This window comes from Pseudomonas sp. 1152_12 (assembly GCF_052850675.1).
In genome coordinates, this window is record NZ_VXCW01000016.1 from 24671 (window position 1) to 45646 (window position 20976).

Below are 20976 nucleotides of genomic sequence, written 5' to 3' on the forward strand. Positions count from 1 at the left end.
ATCGCTATTGATTGGGAGTACACCGTGTTCGACCTTACTTACTGGCAACAGCGTGTTGCCCGCCAGACCTTCATCGACACCGCCATGATCGCGGGCCGACCAGTGCACGCGGCGTGCGGTAGCACGTTCGACGCCATCAACCCGGCCAACAATCAGCTGCTGGCGCGTGTCGCCGCCTGCGGTGAGGCCGAGGTTGACCTGGCCGTGCGCAGCGCGCGCCAGGCCTTCGACACCGGCCCTTGGCGGCGCATGCCGCCGGTGGAACGCAAGAAAATTCTGATCAGGCTCGCCGAGTTGTTGATGACCCACCGCGAAGAGCTGGCGTTGCTCGACTCATTGAACATGGGCAAGCCGGTGATGGATGCCTACAACATTGACGTGCCCGGCGCCGCGAATGTATTCGCCTGGTACGGCGAAGCCCTCGATAAAATTTACGATCAAGTCGCGCCCACCGCACGCAACGCGCTGGCGACCATCACGCGTGAAGCGCTGGGTGTGATTGCGGCCGTGGTGCCGTGGAATTTCCCCCTCGATATGGCCGCCTGGAAGCTCGCACCGGCGTTGGCGGCCGGTAACAGCGTGGTATTAAAACCCGCTGAACAGTCGCCTTTTTCCGCCTTGCGCCTGGCTCAACTTGCCTTGGAAGCCGGCATTCCGGAAGGCGTGCTGAACGTCGTGCCGGGCCTGGGCGAAAGTGCCGGCAAGGCCTTGGGGCTGCACCCTGACGTGGATGGGCTGGTGTTCACCGGCTCCACCCAGGTGGGCAAATACTTTATGCAGTATGCCGCGCAGTCCAATTTGAAGCAGGTGTGGCTGGAGTGTGGCGGCAAGAGCCCAAGCCTGGTGTTTGACGACTGCCAGGACCTGGACCTGGCGGCAGAGAAGGCCGCCTTCGGGATTTTCTTCAACCAGGGCGAAGTGTGTTCGGCCAACTCGCGGCTGTACGTGCAGCGCACTCTCCATGACGAATTCGTTGAGCGCCTGATTGCCAAGTCACGCGCCTGGATGCCCGCTGACCCGTTGGACCCCGGCAGCGCTGCCGGTGCCATCGTCGACTGTGAACAAACTGCGCGCATCATGCACGCCATCCGCCAGGCTCAAGGCGACGGTGCCAAGCTGTTGTGCGGCGGCGAACAACTGGTCATCAATGGTTCATCCAACTTCATCCAGCCGACCATTTTTGCTGACGTGACCCGCGACATGGCCCTCTCGCGTGATGAAGTGTTCGGCCCGGTGCTGGCCGTCAGCGCGTTTGACACCGAAGAGGAGGCGATCCAGCAGGCCAATGACAGCGTCTATGGCTTGGCGGCGTCGGTGTGGAGCGATGACCTCAACCGCGCCCACCGTGTCGCGCGGGCCTTGAATGCCGGCACGGTGTCGGTCAACACCGTCGATGCCCTGGATGTCGCGGTGCCGTTCGGGGGCGGCAAACAGTCCGGGTTCGGTCGTGATTTGTCGCTGCATTCATTCGACAAATACACCCAGTTGAAAACCACCTGGTTTCAACTGCGCTGACTCAAGTGGTCATCCGGTCGGGTATTCACGGGGGCACGATCGGCTTTGGTGCCCGCACACTTCACTGGAACTCAACGGGTTTTAACAGCATGGCCAACCTTCGCGTAATGCGCGCCGACGAGTATTGGCAACGGCAGGGCTGGAAACCGCGCGCTGATATCGACCGCTATTCCTTCACCCGCCCAGGCCATGAGAACGTCTAGAACTCCCCTGAATACTTGACCGCGGCCGCCGCGCGCGAGGGCACTTTCAAACTGCGCAGCAGCGACGACACATGGATGCGCACGGTGAACGGCGAGATCGCCAGGGCCTTGGCGATTTCCTTGTTGGTCTTGCCTTGGGCAATCAGGCGCAGCACTTGTTGCTGGCGCACGGTGAGGGTGTGGGTGTCCAGCGGCAGCAGGCCGGAGGGTGAAAACTTGACCAGCACTTCGCCTTCGCGGATCGCCAACAGGGCCTGGCCGATTTCATCGGGGGTGATGTTTTTGCCGATAAAGCCGTCAGCGCCCAAGGCCATGACCTGATCGATCAGCGCCGTGTCATCGACCATCGACACCACGATCAAGGTGGTGCGCCGCAGTTGCTGGCGCAGCTCGGCCAACTGGCTCATGCACGTCAGGCCCGGGAAGCGCAGGTCGAGGATCAGCATGTCGAGGTCGCCGCCCTCGCGCAGCAGCGCCTGCACCGCGTCCAGGTCGCCGGCCTCTTGCACCACGGCCTCGGGCAGCAGGCGCTGTACGGTGCGGCGCATGCCTTCGCGAAACATCGGGTGGTCGTCGGCGATGATGATCCGGCCGGTCATGGTCTGCTCCTTCCTGGGGCATAGGTGGGCATTGGCATGCTACTTTAGCACCGCGCCGCAGCGACGCCTCTGGCGCGTAAAGCATAGATTGAATGCCGCACAAGGACGTTTCCCATGAGCCATGAGACCAACTCCGAACTCGACCAGGCCAACCTGCGCATCGTGGTGGCCGCCATCGCCATTGTCTACATCGGCGCGCTGGGCTTTTTGCCAGGCGAGTCGGTAGACACCTACTTGCCGGTGATCCTGTACATCGTCGCGTTCCTGCTGGTGTCCATCGCGTTGCGTCAGGTGATCGCGCGCTGGCCCGGGCATTACCCGGCGCGGCGGGTTTTGGGCATGATTCACGACTACACCGGCACCTCGTTCGGGCTGGTAGTGGGCGGTGAGGCGGCGTTGCCCCTGTATGCAGTGATGGTGTGGGTCAACCTCGGCAACGGCATGCGTTACGGCTCGCGCTACCTGGCGATTGCCACGGGTTTGGCGTTGCTCGCGCTGCTGATCGTGTACCGGCTGACGCCACTGTGGCAGGCACAGCCGTTCATGGTGCTGATGCTGATGATCACCAGCACGGTGATTCCGGTGTACGCGCATATTTTGCTCGAGCGCACGCGCAAGGCGTCCGAAGAAGCCATCGCCGCCAACCTGGAGAAATCGCGCTTCCTGGCCCAGGCCAGCCACGACCTGCGCCAGCCGATCCACTCCATCGGCCTGTTCACCGCGTGTTTGCGTGAAGCACCGCTCGGCGATGACGAGCAGCGGTTGGTGGACAATATCGACCGTTCGCTGCTCAACGTGTCGCAGCTGTTCCGTTCGATCCTGGACCTTTACACCCTCGACAACGGCAAACTGCTGCCCAAGTACCAAGTGCTTCACCTGGGCGACTTCCTCGCCGACCTGGTGCGCCAGCACGCTGAGGCGGCGCATTGGGCCGGCGTGGAACTGCGCCTGCGACCGTGTGCGTATTGGGTGCAGGTCGACCCCGCGATGCTGGCGACCATGGTGCAAAACCTGCTCTCCAATTGCTTTAAATACGGCGCACAACGGCCCGTGCTGATCGGCGTGCGCGTTCGCAACGCCGGGGTGTCGCTGGAGGTGCATGACCAGGGGCGCGGTATTGCTGAGGAGCATCAGGCGAAGGTCTTCGAAGAGTTTTATCGGGTGCGCCAACTGCGTGACAAGGACGTCGAAGGCGTGGGCCTGGGGCTGTCCATCGTCAAGCGCCTAGGGCAGTTGATGGGCATGCAAGTGAGCCTGCGTTCAAGGGTGGGCCATGGCACCTCCGTGAGCCTGCATGGCCTGGCATTGGCGACGGCGCCTCGCCAACCGGCTGCGCGCGACGATGCGCGTCAGGCCGGCTTGCTGACCGGTTTGAAAGTCTGCCTGGTGGAAGATGACCACAACGTGCTGCTGGCCACCCAGGCCTTGCTGGAGCGCTGGGGCTGCGAGGTACAGGCCGAATCCAGTGGGCAAGGCCTGGTCAGCGACTGCGACATCATCGTCGCCGACTACGACCTGGGCAACCACGCCACCGGCATCGAGTGCATCGACGCCCTGCGCCAGCAACGCGGCTGGGCGGTGCCGGCGCTGATCCTCACCGGCCACGACGTGGAAAAAATCCAGGCCGCCTTGCACGACCGTCAGATCGCGATTCTCTCCAAGCCGGTGCGGCCCGCAGAACTGCGCGGCACCCTGCGGGACCTCAGCCAATCGGGCGTTACTGGTTAAACGGCGTCAAGCCATTGCCCCGCGCGCCCTTGGGCTGGCAGTAGGCGGCAGGCTTCATCAGGCCAAAGCTGGCCACGGCAAACATGCCACCGCTGGCACCGCTGGGCACGGAGCAGTTGTAATCGCCGGAGGCGGCGCTGGCGATGTAGTAGGTGGTCATGGAGTCGCTGCGAACATTGGAGATACGCTTGACCGGTTCACCGAGGTTGGTTTCCGACAGCGTCTTGAGATGGTCTTCGCTGGGCTTGACGTTGCTGCAACCGGTGACGCCGATGATCAGGGCGCCAAGCAGGGTGAGACGGGTAACGGCGGAGTGCAGGTTCATGGTGCTTCTTCCTTGGGGTTGTTATGGTTTTTCCAACGCGCACCGCACCCTCGCGCAACAGGTGTGCGGTGCCGGGGGGAGCGTTGGAAGTGCTGGAGAATATAGCGCCGCCAGGTAGAGGGGTCGATTAGCACACGTGTGCTAATGGCACGATGAGGTCATGGACGGAGAGAGCAATGCTAGAGATCAAACGCGCCACCGAAGCGGACGCCCAGGCGGCGTTCGACATTCGGCTGTTGGCCATCCGCAGCCAATGCATCGGCGCCTACACCCGCGAACAAATGCTGCTGTGGACCCGTGGCCGCGCCGAAGACGGCTACAGCGTGCTGATGGACAAGCTGTTTTACCTGGGCTGGGTGAACGGTGAACCGGTGATTACCGGCATGCTTGACCTCGACAACAACGAAATAGGCGCGTTGTTTGTGCTGCCTGAGTTCGCCGGGCGTGGGTATGGCAAGGCGATGCTTGATCATTTGGAAGCGGTGGCGCGGGAACGGGCGATTGAAGAGGTTGTGCTGGATGCGACGCTGAACGCGGCGAGCTTCTACAGAGCGTGCGGCTATGTGGGCGATAAGCAGGCGGTGTATCACTCGCCGTCCGGGCTGGCGCTGGCGTGTATTCCGATGGCCAAGCGACTAGTTGCTATGGATGCGACCTAGCCAACCCTGATGCCCTCAGGGGATTGCAGCCAGGCTTGAAAGGCCGTGCGTAGCCGCTCGATAACCCGGCCAACCGAACCGTCCTGAAGCACCGACGGTATCGGGTTTTCGCCCACCTCGCGCTACACAAACAGTGTCAGCTTTACCCCATCGGTCAGCGTCTGCGCCAGGTGATGGTTGAGCCGCCAGTGCTCGGTTTCATCAAGGATGAACGCGGGGTCTATCTGCATAAGTCCGCGTCCACGAGAGCAGGGCGGGCAGGATAACAAGAACGGGCTGCTGTATCCCACAAAAGCTGGCGATCTGTGTCTATCGCTGCGCGTGCCAGGCGGATAGGGTCGTGCCACGCTAACTGACGACCGAGCCCACCATGGAACTGACCGCTGTCCCGTTTGGCACCACCGACTGGTCCACCGTCGAACCCGAACTGCACCCAGGCATTACCGGTAGTGCCTTGTGGCGTACTTGCCATTTCGGCACCACCCGCGTGCGCATGGTTGAGTACACCCCCGGTTACCTGGCCGATCACTGGTGCTGGCGCGGGCATGTGCTGCTATGCCTCGAAGGGCAATTGCACACGGAATTGGAAGACGGTCGCCAGTTCACGCTGACGGCCGGGATGAGTTACCAGGTGGGCAATGACATGGAAGGCCATCGCTCATCCACCCGCAGTGGGGCGAAGCTGTTTATTGTGGATTAACCTTTCTTGATCGCGGATAACAAGTCAGTCAATCCAGGCATAGTCGGTCCTGATTCGTTGGATATCAGTCCTGTTTCTGATCGGCTAAATAGTGATTGTAAAATGATTTTCCTGGACTCGCCGTCAACTTCAGTGTCTTTGCTGAGTGTGAGGTATAAGTGAGTAAGTTGTTCGCGCTCCTCAGCATCTCTCTGAAGGTGAAATGCGCTGAAAGCAAGTTTTGAGAGCGACCTTACGGAAAATGCCAGTGTGGAAAGTAGAGCGACGAATATTAATGCGCCTTCTACGTGGCTAAGATTTATTTTTTTATGGTCACCACTTAGCCAAATATTAAACGAGGTCCACAGCGCGACAACTGAAAAAAATAATACTGCGCCAAGGATGGAGGCCCACACATAGCCACGCACCTCATGTTCCCTCGCTTTTTTTGCCCAATATACCGCGGGCCCTTCCAGGCGTAGCTTTTCCTGATAAGTGAATTCTAAGGCTCTGAGCCTTTCGGCCCAAGCATCCTGTTGCTCATCTTGCCATTCTGAAAACTCATCGATTTTTTTTCTTGCTTGTTTCACTAATCGGAATTTTGCCTTGGATGAGATGGCGTGATTTTTACAAAGGGCTTCTTTCTCGGCTGCCGCTCGACTAGTGAATGAGTGTTGGGAGGCAGTCTTGAATTCGTAAGCGGTAAGGTATCCTGATAAGTCAGAAAAGTTAGCCAGGTTTTCAGATTTGTTAAAAAAGAGTGCCTCGTAGAATCCCGCGGCAACAGAAGGGTTTGTTTTATTTAGCTGTATCCACTTTATGGCTTCAGGTGAGTTGCTATAAATCCAGATGTCAGAAAGATTTTCATCGTCCTCATATCCAAGGTTCCAATCATTATCTGAAGTGAGATTGTCCAGTATCAAAGCCCAGCAGTTCGGCCAGGCGTTCGCGGTTGAGTGGGTACGCCGAGTTCGCCAGCACGGCGGTGCCCATCGGGCTTTGGTTCAAGCGCGTATACAGCTCGCGGATGCGCTGGCCATCGCGGTCGAACGCGGCTTCAAAGGCCAGCAGGTAATGCGCGTAGCTGATCGGCATGGCCTGCACGCCGTTGGTGTAGGCGGGCACCAGGGTGTCGACGTTCTTGTCGGCGATATTCAGCAAGCGCAGGCGTGTGGCATTCAGCGCCTCGCTGTAGGCCAGCACCTGGCTGCGCAGGGCGGCCAAGCGGTAGGTGGCGAGCATGTCTTGGCGGCTGCGGCCGGAGTGGATCAGCGAGGCTTCAGGGCCGATTTTATCGGTCATGATTTTTTCCAGCTGCAGCACATCGCTGGGGCGCGTGCCGCCGGGCTGGTCGGCCTGGTCGATGGCGTAGCGCACGCCACCGGCGATCTTGCGGCCCATGTCGGGTTTGACGATGCCTTCTTCGGTGAGCATCACGATCGAGGCTTTGTTGATGCGGTTGAGCCAGGCGAACTGGGTCTGGGTCGGGTCGCTCTTGGCCTTGTGGTCGGTGTTTGAACTGTCAGGCGTGGCCCCGACTTTGGCTGCCTGGGCTGCACACTGTTCGGTAGTGGTGCAGGGCAGTTCGCCGGTATTGGCCGCATAAGCACCGACGCTGTTGAACAGGGCGAAGGCCACAGCCAGGTGAAGCCAGATTTTCAGCGCACGTGGGGGAGATGTGTTCACAGAGATACCTGATTTGTTTTTGGAGTTATGGGCCGTCGTGCGCTGTGAGGTGCACGCGGCAGAATCAGGCTAGCGGGTGTGCGGATAGATTGAAAATATATAGAAAGTGTTGAAGGCAGAGGTTTTGAGTATGAAGTTTATGTGGCAGCGAAGCTCTTGTGGCGAGCGGGCTCGCCACAATAAGCCTACCGGCCGAAAAGGCAGGTCAGTGCATCTTGCTGTGGTCCATGCCACCCATGCCACCCATATCGTTCAGGGCGCGGGCGGCGGCTTTTACTTCGATCGACTGTTTCTCGCCCTTGGCGTTTTCCACCGTCAGCGTCAGCGGCACCTGGTCGCCTTCCTTGATCTGCCCGGTCAACCCCATCAGCATTACGTGGTAACCATCCGGGTCGAGCTTGACCGCTTTACCGGCGGGCAGGGCCACCGAATTCACCGGCCCCATGCGCATCACGTCGTCTTTCATGCTCATCTCATGAATTTGCACATCCTTGGCCACCGGCGACGCCACACTGAGCAGTTTGCTGTCGGTGTCGGCGGTGACGGTCATGAAGGCGCCGCTGGACGTTTGGCCTGCGACGGTGGCGCGTACCCACGCGTCGTTCACTTGTACCTGGGCACTGGCGTGGGCGGCGAGGCCCAACAGGGACAGGCCGATGAGGGTGCGCTTGAGGTGTTGAACGGCAGTCATTAGCAGACCTCCATGACGGTGAGCAGGTCTTCTGCGCACTCTTTAGCGGTAAGGGATGCCGACAGGCCCAGGCGCAGGTTGCCACGGGTGTCGAAAACGAAACTGGTCGAGGTGTGCGACAGGGTGTAGGTGTCGCCGGCGGGGATCTTTTCATAAAAGATCCCGAATTCCTTGGCGGCCACGGCGATTTCTTCCGGGGTGCCATACAGCGCCTCGAAGCTGGGGTCGAAGGCCTTGACGTAGCGGTCGAGCAGTTCCGGGGTGTCGCGCTCCGGGTCGAGGGTGATGAACACCACTTGCATGATCTCGCCGTCGCGGCCCATCAGCTTCTTGGCCTGCGCGGCGCGGGCCAGGGTGGTCGGGCACACGGCGGGGCACTGGGTGAAGCCGAAGAACACCACCGGCATCAGGCCGCGGAACGAGCTCAAGGTAACGGTTTCGCCAGCGGTGTTCTTGAGCTTGAAGGTGCGGCCCATGATCTTGTCACTGAGGTCCTTGCCGTACTTGAAGTTCAGCTTGGGGCTGTAGTCACAGCCGCCCAACAGGCTGCCCAGGCCCAACAGGCCCATACCGGTCAGCACTTTGCGGCGGGTGAATAAGGTACTCATCAACTGTGCATCCTGTGAAACGCCTGCATTGCTCTGGATCACATTTCAGGCTTTGAAAAGGAGTAATGATGCGGGCGCACAGTCTACCAACCCCGGCTAGCCCACGTAATCTGCGACGTTCTGCCACAGGTGCGCGCGATGCTTCATCCCATTGGCGCTTCGGTGGTAGAGTCGCCGCCATGAAATTGAGCCACCCTGACCGTTCGCTGATCGCCTGGGCCCTGTACTTTTGCGTGCTGATGAACCTGTTCGTCTGCGGTTTGGGCCATGGGCAGATGATGGGGCAACAGCTCAATGGCATCGGTGGGGCCTTCTGTTCGGTGGACGGTAGCCAGGCGCCAGTTTCCGACAAAGGGTTGGGTAATCCGTCTTCCAGCAATATCTTGAACTACTTTGCTTGTCCGGTATGCGCCGCCGTAACCGTGGCCCTCGTGTTCCTCATCGGCCTGGCCTGGCTGTTAGGCCTCGGGCAAGCCCCGCGACCGACTCATGAGCAACGCAACAAAGCCCCGCCACGCTACTCCTGGCCCTCGGCCAACCCCCGCGCTTCCCCCGCATTCTGACGTGTGCCTTGGGCTTCCTGTGATCAGGAGGCGTTTTGTCGTCACGACTGTGAGTGCGTTTCATGAACCCTCTATTGCCTGCAGGCGCCAGCCGCCTGGTCAGCAAAGCGTCCCGTCGCCTGCGCGCGGAACCGATGCCGTCTGAATACCCGAGCAATTCCCGCTGCTTCGTGCACCTGGATGCGCGTTTATTGCCGTATTGGCACACCTTGTTCGATATCTGCCCGGCGCTGCTCAAGCTCGACCCGCCGGAGGGGCTGAACCTGTTTCGCAGCTTCATGACGTGGGCTTATCGCAACCAGCCGCCGCTGGATTGGACCTACCACCTGAACGTCTGCCGCTGGCTGTTGGGCTCGGCGTATCGGTCGCAGATCGATGATGAGCCGATCGAAGCCTTCATGGCGGCGGCGGCGGCCTGTTGGATCAATACCGACGACAGCCAGGCCCAGGGTGTGGTCCTGGCATGGCAAAGTTCGAGGATTTTCGACTGGAAAGGCGCCGCCGTTGCGGGTGCCGAATGCCAGGTATTGCCGGTGAGTGCAGCCGACTTTGCCTGGAGCCCGCTGACTCGCCAGGGCGGCTTCAGCGGCTGGTTGCCGGTGCCGTGAGAGGCTCGCGAATCAATGCTCAACGCTGGTTGCGGCGATGTGCTGCTGAGCGTTGAAGGTCACGGCGCGGAGCTGCTGGTACACATGATTCCGCTGTGGACTGGGTGGTTGAAAACGGCGAGCGGTTTCGCCAGGCGCGGGAGCGGTTTGAGGTGAGCCCAGACGAGGTTTTGTGATCGCTGCCTTGGGGCGGCACAATGGCCGCCTCGAAAGGACCTGCGGTAGAAATGTGATGGATTACTCGGTTAAATCTCCTCGCTCGCCGATGTGGCTGGCCGTTGCGCTGTTGTGTGCAGGGACACCGGCTTGGGCTGCCTCGTTTGACTGTAAAAAGGCCTCGACGCCCGTCGAGCTTAGCCTCTGCGCCAACCCTGAATTGAGCCGACTCGACACCACGCTCGGCGAGCATTACCGGCGTGCGTTGGGAAAGCTCCAGGGCGCCCAACGTGAAACGTTACGCAGCATTCAGAGAGCCTGGTTGAAAACGCGGGACGCCTGCGGCAGTAACACGGCGTGCTTGCAGCCATTATTGAACCAGCGACTGATCGAAGTCGGCAATCTCACACAGCCGGACACCGCCGAACTGGATGCAATCATCGCCAGCATTCCCGAGCATCCGGCAGAGGCCGCGCAGGGTTTGCGGCGTTTTCCTCAGAATGAACTGGCGGCGGCCTGGTTGGTGTACCTGCAACATTTTGAACCGCAGAGCGGCGTAACCGCGCAGCAAGCGCAAGAGAAACGCCAGCAGGTACTCGAGGCACTCAAGACCGACAGCTATCCGTGGGAGGTTTTCCAGGACTTGAGCAACGACCCCATCACCCGCCCTGATCGCATCACCCTGACACTGCTGCGCATGATGGTGGAGCGTGCACAGTACGAAGTATTCGCCGACCAGCGCGCGTATGTGCACTGCTTTGTCTTCAGTCGGCACGGCGCAGACGCCTATGAAGCCTTCGGGCCTTTGTACGGTTCTACTCGCGACAGCTTCGCACCGTTGTGCGCGCCACAAGGTGAGCTATTTAAACAACCGGCGTGGCAGCAATTGGACGCAGGCGTTGACCCCGCCATCGCAACGGCGAGTGGCAACAGCGGCACGATCCGGTTTTGGAGTTACGCCGATTGGCGTCGTCTGGCGTTGCGTGCGACGGTATCGCCGCGCGACTTTCTCAAACCGGTGGAGGGCGCAGAAGATCCTGAGTCCGCCATACGCAGTTGGGACGATGAAAAACTCTGGTCGAACGAACAACGCACACTGGCCTTGGCCGCCGTAGAACCGGCGCGGCAAGTGACGGCGGCGTGGTTGCAGCGTGAGCGCGGTTTTTCGGCTGATGAGGGGCAGGTGGCGGCACGCGAAATCGTGCGCCAGTGGTTGGAAAAACGCCTGGCTTTTATCGGTGAGTCAAGCGGCGAGTAGGTGGCACGCGAGCGGCTAGCCGCTGTTGGGCGTGAGTGCTCATGTGCAAATCGGATGGAACCCTCTGGCCATCTGCTTGACCTAATGCATAGACCTCAGGAGGTGAGCTATGCAATTGGAAACTATCTGGATCATTCTGGCAGTCATTCTGCTGGTCTTGGAATTGTGGGCGATCAACGTTGTATTGCGCAGCACCGGTGGCTGGGAGACCAAGGGGTTGTGGTTGGTCATTCTGATTTTCGTGCCGCTGTTCGGGCTGATTGCCTGGGCCATGTTTGGGCCAAAACGTGAGATGGCTGATCAGCGCAAAAGCTGAACCCAAGCCAGACAATCAACAGGCGCCCATAGGGCGCCTGTTTTCGTTCAAGCGGCGGGTTTAACCCGCAACCGCCTTGGCAATTGCCTCATTGAACGCCGGCAAGTCATCCGGCGTACGTGAGGTGATCAAGGTCCAGCCATTGGCTTTACACTCCTTGACCTCGGCGTCTACCCAGCTGGCCGCACCGGCGTTTTCCAGGTCGATGCGTACGCTTTTGTAGGAGGTCAGGGTCTTGCCCTTGATCACCTCTGCGTCGATCAACGCCCACGGGCCGTGGCAGATCGCGGCGATGGTTTTACCCGCCTGGGCGAAGTCATTGATCAGCGCCAGCGCCGCAGCATCCTGGCGCAACGTATCGGCGTTGACAGTACCGCCGGGAATGACCAGTGCGTCAAAATCGCCGCCCGCCACCTGCGAGAGCTTCACGTCGGACTCCACCGTTTTGTCTTTCTCGGTGTCACCGACGAAGGTCTGGGTGGTGCCGCCTTTGCTGGAGGCGTGTATCACCGTGGCGCCCTTACCGCGCAGCGCTTCCAGCGGCTTGACCAGTTCATCGCGCTCGATGCCGGTGTTGGACGTGATGATGAGGATTTTCTTGCCGTTGAGTGGCGAACTCATGGTGAGTGTCTCCTGGGTCAGGGAAAATTAATGGTCTTACTTGGCCTGCAGCGCCCTGGCCATTTCCAGAATGGCTTTCCTGGTCTTATCGGTCAGGGCTGCATCATGGTGAATCTCCTTGAAATCGACAGTGACGTGATGCCGTACCTGACTGTTGAGCGGGGCCCTCGGCAAAAGGTTTAAATTAATTCGCGCTTTTTTCTCCGGTGGTGCAGCACGTCAAAGGCCTTGAACTATTGAAATCTGCCGGGCTCTGCTGCATACGTGCCCGCCATTTCTTGCGGGCCTTCAACTGCGTGGAGAAAGACTGTGACTGCCGATAAAACCCCAGCCCCCATCAGCTCGGAAGACGCCCAGCAAGGCACTCAAAAACCTGCGAAAGGGCAGACCCTGGAGCGTGCGAACCCTAAGACTGAAACCGTTGATAAGGTGCTCACGCCCACCTCGATCAAGGACACTGAACGCCAGACCGACGCCATTAATGAGCAAGCCGCCAAGGCCGAGCGCAAGTTGGGCCACTGAGCATGGCCAGGTCGATTACGGCGTCTGAGGTGGGCATCGAGCTCAAGCCTGGAGATGACGGCAGCCTGTTCAAGTGGTTTATTGCCAGCTTCCTGATGGGAAAGCGCATTCAGGCGCCAATCGCCGCGCAGGCCTACAAGGTTATTGTGGAGGAGCAAGGCCGCGACACCGCTCGCCAGCAGTTGTGTCGTTACTCGACCTCAACCCTCAGCACTTCCAAGCCTAACCGCTCATAGGCCTCGATGCCCTGTACATGCCACTCGGTAATCAGCGTATGAATGCGGCTGCACGGCCCCACCACAAACGGTTCAACGGCGCCGAGCTTGTCCGCCATGGTCACGGCCACCACATGGGAGGCGCTGTCGAGCAGTGCTTGCTTGACCGCCACTTCATCGAAATGCAGCGAGCTGATGCCTACCTGCGGATGCAAGGCGCACACACCGGTAAACAGCAGGTCGGCCTTAATGCTCTGAATCAGACGCACGGCGTCCTGGCCGCTGGTGGACACGGTCGCGGGATTGAGTTGGCCCCCCGCTAAAATCACCTTCACATGCGGATGGTCGGCCAGTGCGATCGCAATCATCGGCGACGGTGTGACCACGGTCAGGCGGATCGAACGCGGTAAGGATTGGGCAATCTGCAGCGTGGTGGAGCCGGAATCGAACAGCACGATCTGGCCGTCTTCCACACGATCAGCCGCCTGTTGCGCCAGATGACGCTTGACCTCGTTGGTCTCGCCGACCCGGGTGAAGAAGTCCTTGCCGGTGTCTTTGGGCCGGGGCAGGGCGCCGCCGTGCACGCGTTGCAACAGGCCCGCGGCGGCCAGCTCACCGAGGTCGCGGCGGATGGTGTCCTGGGACACGGCAAAGTGGTCGACCAATTCAGAGGCGGTGACTTTGCCATCGCGTTCCAGCAGCAATAGGATTTTCTGTTTGCGCAGTGAAGGCAGGTCAATGGTTTGATGAGTGCTTTGCATGTTTGTGCGTCTTTGTGCAGTTTTATGCGAGGTTAGGCTTCTGTCGATATAAACGCAATGGCTGGTTGCGCAGCCGATGGGCGGTTAATCTCTGGGCTCAGTTCAGGCAGAGGTGACCTAGAGGCGGTGGGAGAGCAGATTGAAGTGTGGCTCGATGGCGGCATTCGCTCCGGCCAGGACGTGCTCAAGGCAATGGCATTGGGCGCCAAAGGCACCATGGTCGGGCGTCCGCATTTGTACGGTTTAGGGGCCATGGGCGCAGCGGGCGTGACCAAGGCCCTTGACATCATCGCGCGTGAGCTGGACGTGTCGATGGCACTGTGTGGCTATAACGATATACGCGATGTGAATTGCGAGACTCTGCTACCAAGTACGTTTCCTGCCGGCGTTTACTGAGCCAAAAAAACGTAAAAAAGTAAAAAGAGTTGTCCACGAAAACCGTGGGTATCTCTGTGGATAACTTTGCGAAGGCCCGACAGGGTTGGCGATTTCGCCCTCGGTCAATATTTGATCAACTTTCGACGCGGGCCAGTATGGGCAGGGTTTACGCTTGACAGCCAAGCGCGGACCCAGTGCCGAAAACGACTTTTTTAAGAGTCGCCGTTGCGACGTGTGGCGTGCGTCACCACCTGCGCAGGCATCGTTGCTTGCATCAAGTTTTCCAGCGCTTGGCCATAACTGCGACCGGCCATGTTCATGCTGTTGTTATGGGTGGCGCCCGGCACCAGCAACAGCCGCTTGGGCTCCTGGGCGGCTTCAAACAATTGCTGGCTGAAACGCGGTGGCACGTACTGGTCAGCCAGGCCATGGACCACCAGCAGCGGCATGCGCACATCGGCAATCTTGTCGATGGAATCGAATTTCTGCGACAGCAACCAACGCACCGGCAATGAGGTATTGGCCACCGCCGCAGCCGCGTCCCCCAGCGAGGTGAAGGTGGATTCGATCACCAGCCCGCGCACGGGCACCTGTGTTTGCTTGCTCAACTGCGCCGCCAGGTCGATAGCCACCGCGCCACCCAAGGAGTGCCCGTAGATCAGGCGTTTGCCTGGGTCGGGCTGCAACACCTGGAAGCGCTCCCAGGCGATGCGTGCGTCTTCGTACACCGTGGTTTCCGAGGGCAAATCACCGTGGCTTTGGCCGAAACCGCGATAGTCAATGGCCAGCACCGAGAAGCCCAGCGCGTGTAATTGCTCAATGCGAAACAGCTGCCCGGTGAGGTTCCAGCGTACGCCGTGCAGGTAGAGGATAGCCGGCGCGTCCTTGTTGTCGGCCGGGTACCACCAGCCGTGAAGGTTCTGCCCCGATTTGAAACTGGCGGGCTTGATATTGAATTCCTGTACCGCTTTGGGAAGGCCGGTAAACCACCCAGCGGTGCCCGGTTCGATGCGAAACACCAGCTCGCGTTCTTTGTGTTGCAGCACGGCGCAGCCGACCGGTAGGCCGACGATCAGTAGCGTCATGCACAGCAGCAGAAACCAGCGCAGGCCCAGGCGCGAGAGAAAACGAGATGACATGAAGGTTCCAGGACAAAAGCGAAGCTCGGGTTTTACCAGATGGCCTCTGAAGACAGGCATTAATTCGACAGCCGTGAATGAGGATTGCTTGCAAAGTGTTACAGCATTGAACGCGGGTGCACGGGTTGTCAGTGCCGACCTTGACGCGGCGTTCCTGCAGCGCGCCATGAAGATTAGCCTCTGCGTGCCGCTCTGGTTGTGCAAACACGCGTGGCCGCAGCATGGGAACGCATCAAGCAAACCTCAGGTTTTGAGGCTGGGCTTGCTTGACGCTGGCGACGTCGGCGCGACATGCTGCGGGCCTTTGAGCAAAGGCCCGAGCATGCACAACAGCCCCGTTCGCATCACCGCCGAAGAAACCCTCTCGGACAGTTGGTATCTGTTGAAAAAATACAGCTTCGACCTACGCCGCAGAGATGGCAGCTGGCAAGCCCAGACCCGCGAGGTGTATGACCGGGGCAACGGCGCGACCATCCTGTTGTACAACCGCGCACAGCGCACGGTGCTGCTGATCCGCCAGTTCCGCATGCCCACTTTCGTCAACGATTACCACGGTTACCTGATTGAAGCCGCTGCCGGTTTGCTGGACAACGCCAGTCCTGAGGCGCGCATTCGCCTGGAAGCCGAAGAGGAGACCGGCTACCGCGTCGGCGCTGTAGAAAAAATCTACGCAGCGTTCATGAGCCCGGGCTCGGTGACCGAGCGGATTCACTTCTTTATCGGCGAGTACCACGCGGCGGATCGGGTCAGCAGCGGTGGTGGCCTGATCGATGAGGGCGAAGACATCGAAGTGCTGGAAGTGGGCTTTGAACAGGCGCTGGCGATGGTGCAAAGGGGTGAAATTGTCGATGGTAAAACCATCATGTTGTTGCAGCACCTGGAGTTGCGCATGTTGAAAGAAGGCTGGTGACGGCTGCTGTGCTGTGTTACAGCGGCGTCGGCCAGGGGGGCCGCTATGACAGCGGGTCACTTTTTTAGGGACCTGTACAGAGGGACCCAAAAGTCCTCGCCCCACCACTCGGCACCTCGCCTGGGCTTGGTGTGCCCGAACGCAGAATTTTGAGCGCGGGTTGAAGCAACAACAGAGCAAAAGGAAATTTACTTTTATGCGAGCGCCGGCTTGCTCGCGAATGCGGTGGTTCAGCCACTAGACACCTCAAGTGACCCGCTGTAGGCGCGCAATCTATATCCGCCATCACGCCAATAATTACACCCACCCTCCCATTTACACAGCCCAAAAAAACGCCCCGAACCAGTCAGGGTCGGGGCGTCAGATTGTGCGGCATTACGGTTAGGTCTTCCATGGAGCCGCAATGGCCGTGTACTCAGTCAATCAGTGGAACTGTTCTTCTTCAGTCGAGCCCGTCAGCGCGGTCACGGACGAGGTGCCACCCTGGATCACGGTGGTCATGTCGTCGAAGTAGCCAGTGCCTACTTCCTGCTGGTGCGCCACAAAGGTGTAACCCTTGGCCGCGTCAGCGAATTCCTGCTCCTGCAGCTTCACGTAAGCGGTCATGTCGTTGCGGGCGTAGTCGTGCGCCAAGTTGAACATGCTGTGCCACATGTTGTGAATGCCAGCCAGGGTGATGAACTGGTGCTTGTAGCCCATGGCCGACAGTTCGCGCTGGAACTTGGCAATGGTCGCGTCGTCCAGGTTCTTCTTCCAGTTGAAAGACGGCGAGCAGTTGTAGGACAGCAGTTGGTCCGGGTATTCCTTTTTGATCGCTTCGGCAAAGCGACGGGCTTCGTCCAGGTCCGGCTTGGCGGTTTCGCACCAGATCAAGTCAGCGTACGGCGCGTAGGCCAAGCCGCGAGCGATGGCCTGGTCAAGACCCGCGCGAACTTTATAGAAGCCTTCCTGTGTGCGTTCGCCAGTCACGAAGGGCTGGTCGTACGGGTCGCAGTCGGACGTCAGCAGGTCAGCCGCGTTGGCGTCGGTACGCGCCAGAATGATGGTCGGCGTACCCGCCACGTCAGCCGCCAGGCGCGCAGCCGTCAGCTTCTGCACAGCTTCCTGGGTGGGAACCAGTACCTTGCCGCCCATGTGGCCGCATTTCTTCACCGAGGCCAACTGGTCTTCAAAGTGCACGCCCGCAGCGCCCGCTTCGATCATGCTCTTCATCAACTCGTAAGCGTTGAGTACGCCGCCGAAACCGGCTTCAGCGTCCGCCACGATCGGTGCGAAGTAGTCAATGTAGCCTTCGTCGCCCGGGCCTTTGCCGGCTTTCCACTGGATCTGGTCGGCACGGCGGAACGAGTTGTTGATGCGCTTGACCACGGTAGGCACGGAGTCCACCGGGTACAGCGATTGGTCGGGGTACATGGATTCAGCGGAGTTGTTGTCCGCAGCCACTTGCCAGCCGGACAGGTAGATCGCCTGGATACCGGCTTTCACCTGTTGGACTGCCTGGCCGCCAGTGAGGGCGCCCATGCAGTTGACGAAATCTTTCTCGGGGCGGAAGGACGGCTTGGCACCCTGGGTGACCAGCTTCCACAGTTTCTCGGCGCCGAGTTTTGCAAAGGTGTGCTCAGGTTGAACCGAGCCACGCAGGCGGACGACGTCAGCAGCGGAATAAGCGCGGGTTACGCCTTTCCAGCGTGGGTTTTCAGCCCAGTCTTTTTCAAGGGCTGCAATTTGCTGTTCGCGTGTCAGTGCCATGGGAAAAACCTCGTCGCGTCTTCGTGTGGAAAAACAGTGTGGAAAAATCCGTTTTACAGCCCTGCATTCAATGCACAGGCGTGGCGCTCGCTGACCAGAAGCTTAGGCGGTCAAGTCAGGTTCGGCGGGGAAGGCGACGGGATGAACGAGTAGCGAGAGGGGAGTTGAGCAGGTAAGGGCGAACTGCGAACGGTCTTCGGGCGTCGTGGGCCTTGGTACGATCCATCAGTGTGTAGCCGGGTTACCTGGTTAGCTTCCGTCCCTCGGGACAACTTCGTTCCAGTCGCAACCTCGTCAAACACACCTTGTGGGCGGTACAGACACGAATCGGCTCAGATGGGTAGCTTAGAGCGACGATCCGAAGGCCCTTGCCAGGGCCCCTGATTAGCGGGAGCGAGGCCATCATGCCCATGCTTTTTTGGATCGTCAAACGTTTTGTAGTGCTTTTTTTATAGCACTACATCTTTAGTCTAATACGACTTGCCAGTCAGTTTTTGGTGCTTCAGTTCAGGGTGTCGACCTTGACCCGCAAAGTCAGGTCATCACGCCCCTGAGTAGAGTAGCTGCGGGTTTTAGAAGATTTGTCGGCCTGAGTCTCACGATTGATGCCTGCCAGCGAGATCCATTCACCCAGGCGCCCGCTGACACTTGTGTCGGTACTCTGTACGTTCACTACATCGGGACGTTCCTGGCTCATGCGGTCACGGTTGGTACTGATTGCCAGGTGTACGGTCTCGCCGGTTACGCTGGCAGTGACGTAAAAGCCTTGGGTGACGTTGCGATACTGGGTCTGGTTTTGCGGGCGCCCATAGGCGTCTGGCTGGGTGGTCGTCAGTGGCACGCTTTGGCCCACCTGGATCAGTGCGGGCACCCCTTCGCTGGCCTGGATCTGCTGGATGCCACCGTCGCGGCTGGCGGTGCCGTAGCTGATGATGCGCGTCTGGCTGTCGCCGGTGTTCTGCTGATTGTTTTCGTTGGTGTCGACGGTGATCAGCAGGCGCTTGGCGGGTGTGTCCAGTTGGGCGAGCAATGCACGCAAGTCCTGGATCTTGCCAGGGTCGGCTTTGACAATCAGCTGGTTGCCGTAGGCGCTGACGGTGCCGTCCTTGCCGATGAAATTCTGCGCCACCGGCAGTAAATCAGCGCTGGTGCGATTGCTCAGGTTGACGACTTCGGTGTCAGCCATTGCTGAGACGCTGGCGGTCAGGAGGAGGGCGGTGAGCAGGGTGCGTAGGGACATGTCCGTTATCTCTGCGAGTCATTTAGGCTTGATAGTGCCAGTTTGTCGGCTTGGTGGGTCGCAAGTTGAATCGTAGACGGCAAAATGCCCTGGCATGGCAGGGCATTTTTGGGTGTTGCTGATGGCGCTATCGCAGGCAAGCCAGCTCCCACATTTGGAATGCATTTCCCTGTGGGAGCTGGCTTGCCTGCGATAAGGGCGACGCGGTACTGGATCAGTCCCCGCGCACCATATCGACATGTGGAATTCCGACTTCAAGGAATTCATCGCTGACAATCTTGAAGCCCAGTCGCTCATAAAACGGCGCCGCATATACCTGCGCACTGAGAAACTGCTTGGTCTGGCCACGTTGCTCGGCCATACCAATCACGGCTTCCATCAGCTTGTCGCCGACCTTCAGCCCGCGCCAGTCCTTGAGTACCGACACGCGGCCGATTTCGCCGCTGGGCAGCAAGCGTGCGGTGCCTATCGGGAAGTCGCCTTCGAACGCGAGAAAATGCACCGCGTCGGCGTCGTCTGCATCCCACTCCAGCTCAGGTGGAACCGATTGTTCAGCGATAAATACCGCTTCACGAATGCGCCGAATCTCAGCGATATCCTTTTGCCAGTCCGCGACACTTACGTGAATCTTATTCATCGGCAAATCCCAGGCTTCCTTGCTTGACCAATTCGCACAGCAGGTCACGACCATCTTCGTCTACGAGCCATGCGCCGAGGTTTTCGCTGTGCAGGGCGTCAGCCGAACACACGAGTTTCAACAGCTCGCGCAGTTTGCCTGGCAGGTAGCGGCTCTGGCCGCTGGCGAACAGCAATACGTCGTCGTCGACTTCCGACCACGCCATGCGGGCGCTTGGGTTGCGGACCAAAATCGCACCGTCTTCCAGGCTGCTGATAAAGTCTTCTTCGACCAACTCTTCGCCTGCCACCATTTCCGGGTAGCGCGGCTCGGTCATGAACTGGCCGAACCAGGTCAGCAGCATGCGCTCGTCGCTCATGTGCTCGGCAAGCAGACTTTTCAGGCGGTCAAGGGCATCGCCCTGGATCTGATGCGGGTCGCTGACCGGTTGGGCGTCGGCGTCGGTGTAACGCTCTTCGTCCGTCAGGTACTGGGCGAGGAAGTCGGTGAAGTGGGTCAGTACTTCTGCGGCGCTCGGGGCGCGAAAGCCCACTGAGTAGGTCATGCAGTCATCTTCAGCGATACCGAAGTGTGCCAGGCGCGGTGGCAGGTAGAGCATGTCGCCCGGCTCCAGCACCCATTCTTCACTTTGTTCGAATTCGGCGAGGATGCGCAGGTCGGCGTGCTGCAGTAACGGGCTTTCGGAGTTGCACATCTGGCCGATTTTCCAGTTGCGCTTGCCTTGGGCCTGCAGCAGGAACACGTCGTAGTTATCGAAGTGCGGGCCGACGCTGCCGCCGGGTGCGGCAAAGCTGATCATCACGTCGTCGATACGCCAGCTTGGCAGGAAGCGGAAGTGCTCCAGCAGCTCGGCCACTTCCGGCACGAACTGGTCGACAGCCTGCACCAGTAGAGTCCACTCGCGCTCGGGCAGGGTGCTGAAGGCGTCTTCAGCGAAAGGCCCGCGACGCAGTTCCCATGGGCGCTCGCCGTGCTCAATCACCAGGCGCGATTCGACTTCTTCTTCCAGGGCCAGGCCAGCCAACTCGTCGGCATCGATCGGGCTTTCGAAATCAGGAATTGCCTGGCGGATCAGCAGCGGTTTTTTCTGCCAGTAGTCGCGCAGGAACTCGCGTGCTGTGATGCCGCCCAGAAGTTGAAGAGGAATATCAGGATTCATGTGTAACCTATTGAAAAAAAGCACTTTTAAGCCAGGAATAAAAACGCCCGG

The 20976-nt window shown here is 59.5% G+C and carries 22 protein-coding genes and 4 pseudogenes; 13 read left to right on the plus strand and 13 right to left on the minus strand.

Annotation, left to right across the window (positions count from 1 at the left end; all coding sequences use genetic code 11):
* Positions 1 to 24 precede the first annotated feature (24 nt).
* Both FW764_RS24545 and FW764_RS24550 read left to right on the plus strand, forming a co-directional pair.
* Positions 25 to 1515, plus strand: a complete 1491-nt coding sequence (locus FW764_RS24545; RefSeq protein WP_446436145.1) for an aldehyde dehydrogenase — start codon at positions 25 to 27, stop codon at positions 1513 to 1515.
* A gap of 113 nt (positions 1516 to 1628) precedes the next feature.
* Positions 1629 to 1718: pseudogene (locus tag FW764_RS24550) on the plus strand (GNAT family N-acetyltransferase); the annotation flags it as partial.
* Here FW764_RS24550 and FW764_RS24555 read toward each other — a convergent pair.
* Positions 1715 to 2317 (minus strand): LuxR C-terminal-related transcriptional regulator, encoded by a 603-nt coding sequence (locus tag FW764_RS24555; RefSeq protein WP_446436146.1) that lies wholly within the window; start codon positions 2315 to 2317, stop codon positions 1715 to 1717. The pseudogene FW764_RS24550 and the gene FW764_RS24555 sit on opposite strands and share 4 nt — an antisense overlap.
* A gap of 114 nt (positions 2318 to 2431) precedes the next feature.
* Here FW764_RS24555 and FW764_RS24560 point away from each other — a divergent pair, with 114 nt between their 5' ends.
* Positions 2432 to 4045, plus strand: coding sequence for an ATP-binding response regulator (locus FW764_RS24560; protein WP_446436147.1), 1614 nt, complete (start codon positions 2432 to 2434; stop codon positions 4043 to 4045).
* Here the strand turns inward: FW764_RS24560 and FW764_RS24565 are convergent.
* On the minus strand, positions 4035 to 4370 hold the full coding sequence (locus FW764_RS24565) for a hypothetical protein (RefSeq protein WP_446436148.1): 336 nt from the start codon (positions 4368 to 4370) through the stop codon (positions 4035 to 4037). The two genes, FW764_RS24560 and FW764_RS24565, sit on opposite strands and share 11 nt — an antisense overlap.
* 176 nt (positions 4371 to 4546) lie before the next feature.
* Here FW764_RS24565 and FW764_RS24570 point away from each other — a divergent pair, with 176 nt between their 5' ends.
* On the plus strand, positions 4547 to 5029 hold the full coding sequence (locus tag FW764_RS24570) for a GNAT family N-acetyltransferase (protein WP_446436149.1): 483 nt from the start codon (positions 4547 to 4549) through the stop codon (positions 5027 to 5029).
* 370 nt (positions 5030 to 5399) lie between these two features.
* Positions 5400 to 5729, plus strand: a complete 330-nt coding sequence (locus FW764_RS24575) for a DHCW motif cupin fold protein (protein WP_446436150.1) — start codon at positions 5400 to 5402, stop codon at positions 5727 to 5729.
* On the opposite strand, the gene FW764_RS24580 is transcribed toward FW764_RS24575, so the two are convergent.
* From FW764_RS24580 to FW764_RS24595, 4 genes and pseudogenes are all read right to left on the minus strand, one after another.
* On the minus strand, positions 5726 to 6625 hold the full coding sequence (locus FW764_RS24580) for a DUF6161 domain-containing protein (protein WP_446436205.1): 900 nt from the start codon (positions 6623 to 6625) through the stop codon (positions 5726 to 5728). The two genes, FW764_RS24575 and FW764_RS24580, sit on opposite strands and share 4 nt — an antisense overlap.
* 1 nt (position 6626) lies before the next feature.
* Positions 6627 to 7394 (minus strand): annotated as a pseudogene (locus FW764_RS24585) (lyase family protein); the annotation flags it as partial.
* A gap of 205 nt (positions 7395 to 7599) precedes the next feature.
* The gene (locus tag FW764_RS24590) at positions 7600 to 8085 is read right to left on the minus strand and encodes a copper chaperone PCu(A)C (RefSeq protein WP_446436151.1); all 486 of its coding nucleotides are present in this window, start codon (positions 8083 to 8085) and stop codon (positions 7600 to 7602) included.
* A complete protein-coding gene (locus tag FW764_RS24595) occupies positions 8085 to 8693 on the minus strand; it encodes an SCO family protein (RefSeq protein WP_431750637.1) in 609 nt (202 codons plus the stop codon). The genes FW764_RS24590 and FW764_RS24595 overlap by 1 nt, the downstream gene beginning before the upstream one ends.
* 179 nt (positions 8694 to 8872) lie before the next feature.
* Here FW764_RS24595 and FW764_RS24600 point away from each other — a divergent pair, with 179 nt between their 5' ends.
* From FW764_RS24600 to FW764_RS24615, 4 genes are all read left to right on the plus strand, one after another.
* Positions 8873 to 9256 carry a DUF2946 domain-containing protein gene (locus FW764_RS24600; RefSeq protein WP_446436152.1) on the plus strand — a complete coding sequence of 128 codons (384 nt, stop codon included), beginning with the start codon at positions 8873 to 8875 and terminating at the stop codon, positions 9254 to 9256.
* A 62-nt stretch (positions 9257 to 9318) separates the two neighbouring features.
* The gene (locus tag FW764_RS24605; protein ID WP_446436153.1) at positions 9319 to 9864 is read left to right on the plus strand and encodes a putative natural product biosynthesis protein; all 546 of its coding nucleotides are present in this window, start codon (positions 9319 to 9321) and stop codon (positions 9862 to 9864) included.
* 232 nt (positions 9865 to 10096) lie between these two features.
* Positions 10097 to 11278, plus strand: coding sequence for a lysozyme inhibitor LprI family protein (locus tag FW764_RS24610; protein ID WP_446436154.1), 1182 nt, complete (start codon positions 10097 to 10099; stop codon positions 11276 to 11278).
* 109 nt (positions 11279 to 11387) lie between these two features.
* On the plus strand, positions 11388 to 11594 hold the full coding sequence (locus FW764_RS24615; RefSeq protein ID WP_446436155.1) for a hypothetical protein: 207 nt from the start codon (positions 11388 to 11390) through the stop codon (positions 11592 to 11594).
* A gap of 60 nt (positions 11595 to 11654) precedes the next feature.
* Here the strand turns inward: FW764_RS24615 and FW764_RS24620 are convergent, their stop codons facing one another.
* Positions 11655 to 12215, minus strand: coding sequence for a type 1 glutamine amidotransferase domain-containing protein (locus tag FW764_RS24620; protein ID WP_446436156.1), 561 nt, complete (start codon positions 12213 to 12215; stop codon positions 11655 to 11657).
* Between the two features lie 309 nt (positions 12216 to 12524).
* Here FW764_RS24620 and FW764_RS24625 point away from each other — a divergent pair, with 309 nt between their 5' ends.
* Positions 12525 to 12737 (plus strand): hypothetical protein, encoded by a 213-nt coding sequence (locus FW764_RS24625; RefSeq protein WP_446436157.1) that lies wholly within the window; start codon positions 12525 to 12527, stop codon positions 12735 to 12737.
* 2 nt (positions 12738 to 12739) lie between these two features.
* A pseudogene (locus FW764_RS24630) lies at positions 12740 to 12916 on the plus strand (DNA methylase); the annotation flags it as partial.
* Between the two features lie 11 nt (positions 12917 to 12927).
* Here FW764_RS24630 and FW764_RS24635 read toward each other — a convergent pair.
* Positions 12928 to 13713, minus strand: coding sequence for a DeoR/GlpR family DNA-binding transcription regulator (locus FW764_RS24635; RefSeq protein WP_446436158.1), 786 nt, complete (start codon positions 13711 to 13713; stop codon positions 12928 to 12930).
* Between the two features lie 120 nt (positions 13714 to 13833).
* Between FW764_RS24635 and FW764_RS24640 the strand changes: the two are divergent.
* Positions 13834 to 14109 (plus strand): annotated as a pseudogene (locus tag FW764_RS24640) (alpha-hydroxy acid oxidase); the annotation flags it as partial.
* A 194-nt stretch (positions 14110 to 14303) separates the two neighbouring features.
* On the opposite strand, the gene FW764_RS24645 reads toward FW764_RS24640, so the two are convergent.
* On the minus strand, positions 14304 to 15230 hold the full coding sequence (locus FW764_RS24645; RefSeq protein WP_446436159.1) for an alpha/beta hydrolase: 927 nt from the start codon (positions 15228 to 15230) through the stop codon (positions 14304 to 14306).
* Between the two features lie 322 nt (positions 15231 to 15552).
* Here FW764_RS24645 and FW764_RS24650 point away from each other — a divergent pair, with 322 nt between their 5' ends.
* Positions 15553 to 16140, plus strand: coding sequence for an NUDIX domain-containing protein (locus FW764_RS24650; RefSeq protein ID WP_446436206.1), 588 nt, complete (start codon positions 15553 to 15555; stop codon positions 16138 to 16140).
* A 423-nt stretch (positions 16141 to 16563) separates the two neighbouring features.
* On the opposite strand, the gene aceA is transcribed toward FW764_RS24650, so the two are convergent.
* The 4 genes from aceA to FW764_RS24670 form a co-directional block, all read right to left on the minus strand.
* The gene (aceA, locus tag FW764_RS24655; protein WP_003219577.1) at positions 16564 to 17889 is read right to left on the minus strand and encodes an isocitrate lyase; all 1326 of its coding nucleotides are present in this window, start codon (positions 17887 to 17889) and stop codon (positions 16564 to 16566) included.
* A 502-nt stretch (positions 17890 to 18391) separates the two neighbouring features.
* On the minus strand, positions 18392 to 19129 hold the full coding sequence (locus tag FW764_RS24660) for a secretin N-terminal domain-containing protein (protein ID WP_446436160.1): 738 nt from the start codon (positions 19127 to 19129) through the stop codon (positions 18392 to 18394).
* A gap of 214 nt (positions 19130 to 19343) precedes the next feature.
* Positions 19344 to 19766 (minus strand): GNAT family N-acetyltransferase, encoded by a 423-nt coding sequence (locus tag FW764_RS24665; RefSeq protein ID WP_446436161.1) that lies wholly within the window; start codon positions 19764 to 19766, stop codon positions 19344 to 19346.
* The gene (locus FW764_RS24670) at positions 19759 to 20925 is read right to left on the minus strand and encodes a ribosomal protein uL16 3-hydroxylase (RefSeq protein ID WP_446436162.1); all 1167 of its coding nucleotides are present in this window, start codon (positions 20923 to 20925) and stop codon (positions 19759 to 19761) included. The genes FW764_RS24665 and FW764_RS24670 overlap by 8 nt, the downstream gene beginning before the upstream one ends.
* Positions 20926 to 20976 lie beyond the last annotated feature (51 nt).